Source organism: Mongoliimonas terrestris, assembly GCF_001927285.1.
Taxonomy (GTDB): domain Bacteria; phylum Pseudomonadota; class Alphaproteobacteria; order Rhizobiales; family Pleomorphomonadaceae; genus Chthonobacter; species Chthonobacter terrestris.
Genome location: NZ_MSIG01000038.1, coordinates 1 through 5,951, shown reverse-complemented (window position 1 = coordinate 5,951; position 5,951 = coordinate 1). Strand labels below are relative to the sequence as shown.

General features: G+C 69.8%; 7 protein-coding genes. 6 read left to right on the top strand and 1 reads right to left on the bottom strand.

Features of this window, described 5'->3' with window-relative positions:
* Positions 1-601 precede the first annotated feature (601 nt).
* A complete protein-coding gene (locus BUQ68_RS22435) occupies positions 602-1,354 on the bottom strand; it encodes a 16S rRNA (uracil(1498)-N(3))-methyltransferase (RefSeq protein WP_075218262.1) in 753 nt (250 codons plus the stop codon).
* A gap of 236 nt (positions 1,355-1,590) precedes the next feature.
* Between BUQ68_RS22435 and nifB the strand changes: the two genes are divergently transcribed.
* From nifB to BUQ68_RS22405, 6 genes are all read left to right on the top strand, one after another.
* Positions 1,591-3,072 (top strand): nitrogenase cofactor biosynthesis protein NifB, encoded by a 1,482-nt coding sequence (gene nifB / locus BUQ68_RS22430; protein ID WP_075218261.1) that lies wholly within the window; start codon positions 1,591-1,593, stop codon positions 3,070-3,072.
* Positions 3,073-3,122: 50 nt separating this feature from the next.
* Complete coding sequence (locus tag BUQ68_RS22425) at positions 3,123-3,323, top strand: 4Fe-4S dicluster domain-containing protein (RefSeq protein ID WP_075218260.1); 201 nt, start codon at positions 3,123-3,125, stop codon at positions 3,321-3,323.
* 212 nt (positions 3,324-3,535) lie between these two features.
* Positions 3,536-4,300: a 4Fe4S-binding leucine-rich repeat protein gene (locus tag BUQ68_RS22420; RefSeq protein WP_075218259.1), complete on the top strand. Its 765-nt coding sequence runs from the start codon at positions 3,536-3,538 to the stop codon at positions 4,298-4,300.
* Position 4,301: 1 nt separating this feature from the next.
* A complete protein-coding gene (locus tag BUQ68_RS22415; RefSeq protein WP_075218258.1) occupies positions 4,302-4,646 on the top strand; it encodes a nitrogen fixation protein NifZ in 345 nt (114 codons plus the stop codon).
* Positions 4,643-4,858 (top strand): putative nitrogen fixation protein NifT, encoded by a 216-nt coding sequence (gene nifT / locus BUQ68_RS22410; protein ID WP_075218257.1) that lies wholly within the window; start codon positions 4,643-4,645, stop codon positions 4,856-4,858. Before BUQ68_RS22415 ends, nifT begins: the two co-directional genes overlap by 4 nt.
* Positions 4,851-5,783, top strand: coding sequence for an SIR2 family NAD-dependent protein deacylase (locus tag BUQ68_RS22405; RefSeq protein ID WP_075218256.1), 933 nt, complete (start codon positions 4,851-4,853; stop codon positions 5,781-5,783). Before nifT ends, BUQ68_RS22405 begins: the two co-directional genes overlap by 8 nt.
* Positions 5,784-5,951: the final 168 nt, after the last annotated feature.

Here is a 5,951-nt window from a genome sequence, read left to right as displayed (position 1 = left end):
CTGGTCCGCCTCCGCGGACCATGACGAGGACGGAGGGGATGGCGCCTACATCGCCGCCGTACAACCCGCGCCCACGCCCCCCCACCCCATCCGCATGGTCGTCATGGTCCGCGCAGGCGGACCACCCACGCATTTGTGGGCTCACAGGAGGAAAGCGTGGCTGGTCCGCCTCCGTGGACCATGACGAGGACGGAGGAGGCGGCGCCTACATCGCCGCCGGACAACCCGCGCCCACACCCCCCACCCCACCCGCACGATCGTCATGGTCCGCGAAGGCGGACCACCCACGCGTTTCCCACAAGCAACCAGCACCCAACCCCGCCCGGCCGTCATCCCGACGAAAGTCGGGATCCAGCCGACGGCCGCGCAAGCCGCACCGGCGCGGTTGATGTCCCCGACGGTTGGGCCCCGGCGTTCGCCGGGGTGACGCCTGGGGGAAGCGGAGGAGATTGCGCGCCCACCCAATCCGCCCGCCAATCCCCCGAACCGATCCCTCGACCTTGTCCTCCACCTTACTGCACCACCCCCACCCAATCCCCCTACCCACCCAGCCTACCCGTCTCCCCACCCCCATCCCCGTGCCCACCCCCACCCATCCCCCCTACCCCGCCCAATCCCCGATCGTCGCCTGGATCACCGCCAGCGCCGCCACCGCCGCCGTATCCGCCCTCAGAATGCGCGGCCCGAGCGGCACGGCCGTCACGAACGGCAGCGCCTTCAGCGTCCGCCGCTCACCTTCCGAAAATCCCCCCTCCGGCCCGATCAGCACCGCCAGCGGCCCGCGCCCGAGCGCGGCGAGCGCCGGCACAGGATTCGTCGTGTCCTCGCCCTCATCGCAGAACACCAGCCGCCGCCCCGGCTCGTCGGCGGCAAAGCGCGCCAGCGTCCGGTCCAGCTTCTCCTCCGGCTCCACCACCGGCACGAAGAGCACGCCGCACTGCTCGGCCGCCTCGATGACGTTCGCCTGCATGCGGTCGAGGTTCACCCGGCTTGCCTGGGTGTGCTGGGTCAGCACCGGGCGCATCCGCCCGACGCCCATCTCCACCGCCTTCTGCACCATGTAGTCGAGCCGCGCATGCTTCAGCGGCGCGAAGAGGTAGAGGAGGTCCGGCGCCGGTGGCTGCGGCCGGGTCGGCGCCTCCACCACGAGCTCCGCCGCCTTGCGGCCGGTCTGCGCAAGCCTGGCGCGGAACTCGCCCGACGCGCCGTCGAACACCAGCACCGGGGCGCCGTCGGCGAGCCGGAGCACGGTCAGGAGATAGCTCGCCGCCTCGCGCGCGAGCGGCACCGACGTCCCGACGGCGAGCGGACCGGGCACGTGGAGGCGAGGGGTGCGGAAATCGGAGTGGGCCATGGCCGGCAGATAGCACGCCGCGCGCCGGCGCGGGAGCCGGGCCGACGCCGCCCCGGACCGTGACGCGGCCCGTCGCACGACCCGTCACAGGGCCCGACACGGCCTGTCGCAACAGCGACACCGCGTCCGACACGACACGCGACGCGATCCGTCAACCCTCTGATCCGCCGCTGTTTTCCTCCTGGCACAGCGCTTGCGGATCCAAGGGCCGACAGCCACGCATGAGGAGACGGATCATGCTTTCGCTCGACGCCATTTCTTCGGTTATCGATCTCGACGCCATGAGGGCCAAGCTGGACGAGGGCGGCTGCAAGTCGTCGTCCTGCGGGTCGTCCGCCAAGCCGGACGACATGGAGGCGGACATCTGGGAGAAGATCAAGGATCATCCCTGCTACTCCGAGGAGGCCCACCACTATTTCGCCCGCATGCACGTGGCGGTGGCCCCGGCCTGCAACATCCAGTGCAACTACTGCAACCGCAAGTACGACTGCGCCAACGAGAGCCGCCCCGGCGTCGTCTCCGAGAAGCTGACGCCCGACCAGGCGCTGCGCAAGGTCGTCACGGTCGCCAACGAGGTGCCGCAGCTCTCCGTGCTCGGCATCGCCGGCCCGGGCGACGCCTGCTACGACTGGAAGAAGACCAAGGCCACCTTCAAGGAGGTGTCCAAGTATATCCCCGACATCAAGCTCTGCATCTCCACCAACGGCCTCGCCCTGCCGGAGCATGTGGACGAGCTGATGGACATGAACGTCGACCACGTCACCATCACCATCAACATGGTCGACCCTGAGATCGGCGCGAAGATCTATCCGTGGATCTTCTACAAGCACAAGCGCTACACCGGCATCGAGGCGTCGCAGATCCTGCACGAGCGCCAGATGCAGGGCCTCGAGATGCTCACCGCCCGCGGCATCCTCACCAAGATCAACTCGGTGATGATCCCCGGCGTCAACGACGACCACCTCGTCGAGGTGAACAAGTGGGTGAAGGAGCGCGGCGCCTTCCTGCACAACGTGATGCCGCTGATCTCGGAAGCCGAGCACGGCACCCACTTCGGCCTCACCGGCCAGCGCGGCCCGACCGCCATGGAGCTGAAGGCCCTGCAGGACGAGCTCGACGGCGGCGCCAAGCTGATGCGCCACTGCCGCCAGTGCCGCGCCGACGCGGTCGGCCTCCTCGGCGAGGACCGCGGCCAGGAGTTCACCCTCGACCAGCTGCCGGAGGAGATCCACTACGATCCGGCCAAGCGCGAGGCCTACCGCGAGGTGGTGGCACGCGAGCGCGGCGACCACGTGGCCGCCAAGTCGGTCGCCATCGCCGCCGTCAAGGACGTGGTGGAGACCGGCAGCCTGCTGGTCGCGGTCGCCACCAAGGGCGGCGGGCGCGTCAACGAGCACTTCGGCCACGCCAAGGAATTCCAGGTCTACGAGGCGAGCCCGAAGGGCATCGTCTTCGTCGGCCACCGCAAGGTGGAGCAGTACTGCCTCGGCGGCTTCGGCGAGGACGCGACCCTCGACGGGGTGATCGCGGCGCTCGAGGGCGTCGACGTGGTGCTCTGCGCCAAGATCGGCGACTGCCCCAAGGACCAGCTCACCGCCGCCGGCATCCGGGCGACCGACGCCCATGCCCACGACTACATCGAAACCGCCATCTTCGCCCTCGTCATGGAGACCTTCGGAGCCGACGCCGGCGCCGAACTCGCCCCCATGTCGGCCTGACACCCTCCTCCTTCCCCCACCCAGCCAAGCCAGCCCGAAAGGAAATCGCCATGGCCTTCCAGATCGTCGCCTCCCAGTGCACCGCCTGCGGCGCCTGCGAGTTCGAGTGCCCCTCCGCCGCCATCAAGTTCAAGGGCGAGACCTACATCATCGACCCGAAGAAGTGCACCGAGTGCGAGGGCGCCTTCGACACCCAGCAGTGCGCCGCCGTCTGCCCGGTGCCGAAGACCTGCATCCCGGTCAAGCACTGACGCGCGGAGACCGGCGCGATCCTTCCGCCGAAATGCGTGGGTGGTCGGCCTTCGCCGACCATGACGGCGGAAAGGGGGAGAAGGAGGGTGAGATCCTGCCGTCCAGCAGCGCCCTTTCCCGATGGCCCAACACCCTCGATCGTCATGGTCCGCGAAGGCGGACCACCCACGCATTCGTCCGGCGCGCCGCGCCTCGCTTTGAGGATCCCCCCTTGACCGAGCCTGCCGAAGCGATCGACGACACCCTGGACTGGACGGGCAAGCCGTTCAGCTGCACCGACTGCCCGCATCAGGAGATGCGGGCGAGCGGGCGCTGCGTGCTCGGCCGGGTCTGCGTCCGCGACCGGCGGGCGCGCCGGATCGACCGGTTCTTCACCGGCAATCCGGACCTCGCCGGCCAGTACCTGGAGGCGCCCTATTTCGAGGTGCGGACGCTGGCCGCCAAGCACGCCAGCGTCTTCCTCCTGCCGCGCCTGATGAAGGACCCGGACGCGGAGGTGCGCGCCATGGCGGTCATGCGCCTGCCGCTCCCCCGCGTCGCCCAGATGACCGGCGACGAGGACCGCAAGGTCCGCATCGCCTGCGCCATGCGCCTCGTCGGCGCCGACCTTCTTCGGCTCTTCGCCGACGAGGACTACTACGTCCGCCTCATGGTGGTGCGCCGCCTGGAGCCGGACCTCCTGCCGATCGCCACCGGCGACCCGGAGAGCGAAGTGCGCCGCACCGTCGCCCGCCGGCTGCCGCTCGGCCGGCTCGCCCCCATGGGCTTCGACCCGGACCCCATGGTCCGGCGCGAGGTGGCCGAGCGGCTGCCGCCGGAAAGCCTCGCCTACCTCGCCGCGGACCCGGACATCCGGATCCGCTTCACCGTCGCCGAACGCGGCGACCATGCCTGCCTCGAGGCCCTCGCCGACGATCCGGACGAAGCCGTCCGCTCCATCGCCCGCGAGCGCCTCGCCCTTCGGGAAGGAGCCTGACATGGGACTTGGCCGCGAACAGGAGGTGGAGATCGTCAAGCCGCCCCTCTACATGCCGGGCGCGAAGGTCATCTGCCTGAAGCACATCCGCAACGACGGCACCTACCGCGGCAAGGAAGTGGGCGAGATCCTCGTCCGCAAGGGCGACATCGGCTACGTGCGCGACATCGGCACCTTCCTGCAGCAGTTCTACATCTACGCCGTGGAGTGGATCGACCCCGGCACCATCGTGGGCATGCGCGGCAAGGAGCTGAAGCCCTACGTGCCGCCCCCGCCCGTCGAAGCCGCCGCCCCCTCCCCCGACACCCGCGCCCCCGACACCCGCTCCGAGGTTCCCTCCCCATGAAAGTCATGCTGCGCGAGACCCCGAAGGGTCTCTCACTCTACGTCCCCAAGAAGGACCTGGAGGAGCCGGTGGTCCACCAGGAGCGCGAAGGCCTCTGGGGTGGCCAGATCCGCCTGAAGAACGGCTGGGTGCTCGTCCTGCCTGAGATGCCGGAAGGCACCCGCCTGCCGGTGACCGTCAACGCCAAGCGTCTCGGAGACGACGATGAGTGACCTCGCCGCCCCTCTTTCCGCCCCCCTCGCCGCCCCTCCGGCCCGCGCCCGCGCGCCGCTGCCCGCCGTCCTCACCGGCGCGGAGGCCGACGCCGTGCTCGACGCCGCCGTGGAGGGCCTCGTCACCGGCAAGGCCGTGCCCTTCCTCGGCCCCGGCCTTCTCGCCATGAGCGGCGACACGGTCCCCGTGCCGACCACACCGGAGGCGGTCGCCGCCGCGCTCAACCGCTTCACCGCCGCACCCGGGCGCATCCGCACCAACATGTGGTCGGTCGCCCAGTACATCGAGCAGCGGCGCCACCGGCGCACCCTCATCGCCAACATGGCCGAGATCTTCGCCCCCATGGTGGCCCCCTCGCCGCTCCACCTGGCGCTCGCCCGGCTGGAGCATCTCTCCATGATCGTCGACACCTGGTACGACGGCGCCATGCGCGACGCCCTCTCCATCCGCGACGACTGGGCCGAGGTCCAGGGCGTCACCCGGGCGCTGGAGACCTTCGACGTCTGGTGGCGCGCCTACGGGCCGGAAGGCCAGGAGATCGCCCCGTCCGAGCTCGAGGCCGCCCGCCTCCTGGTCTACAAGCCGCACGGCGCCGTCATCCCGTCGAAAAACTTCCTCGTCGCCGACAGCGACTATGTGGAGGTGCTGACCGAGATCGACATCCAGTCGCCCATCCCCCAGGCCGTGAAGGACCGCCGCGCCACCCGCGGCTTCGTCTTCCTCGGCTGTCGCTTCCACGACCAGATGCTGCGCACCTACGCCCGGCAGATCATCAAGCGGTCCAAGGGCCCGCACGTGGTGGTGGTCGACCGGCCGGAGGACCTGACGCGCAACGAGCTGAAGTTCTTCGCCGACCAGCTCATCGTCCCCGTCGCCGCCGACCTCGCGTCCTTCACCACCCGCCTCCAGGCTGCCACAGCCTGAAGCAGGAGCCGGCGGCCGGCCACCCGACAAAGCCGCCGACGGGCCGAAACACTTCAAAAGCGTGGGTGGTCCGCCTGAAGCGGACCATGACGATCGTGGCGAGGATGGATGGGGCAATGTCCCCCTTTCTTCTCCTCCTCCATCGTCATCAACTCAGTTCTGCAGGTT

Coding starts and splice junctions, on each gene's coding strand:
- BUQ68_RS22415 (WP_075218258.1), top strand. CDS start 4,302: ATGGGACTTGGCCGCGAACAGGAGGTGGAGATCGTCAAGCCGCCCCTC.
- nifB (WP_075218261.1), top strand. CDS start 1,591: ATGCTTTCGCTCGACGCCATTTCTTCGGTTATCGATCTCGACGCCATG.
- BUQ68_RS22435 (WP_075218262.1), bottom strand. CDS start 1,354: ATGGCCCACTCCGATTTCCGCACCCCTCGCCTCCACGTGCCCGGTCCG.
- nifT (WP_075218257.1), top strand. CDS start 4,643: ATGAAAGTCATGCTGCGCGAGACCCCGAAGGGTCTCTCACTCTACGTC.
- BUQ68_RS22425 (WP_075218260.1), top strand. CDS start 3,123: ATGGCCTTCCAGATCGTCGCCTCCCAGTGCACCGCCTGCGGCGCCTGC.
- BUQ68_RS22405 (WP_075218256.1), top strand. CDS start 4,851: ATGAGTGACCTCGCCGCCCCTCTTTCCGCCCCCCTCGCCGCCCCTCCG.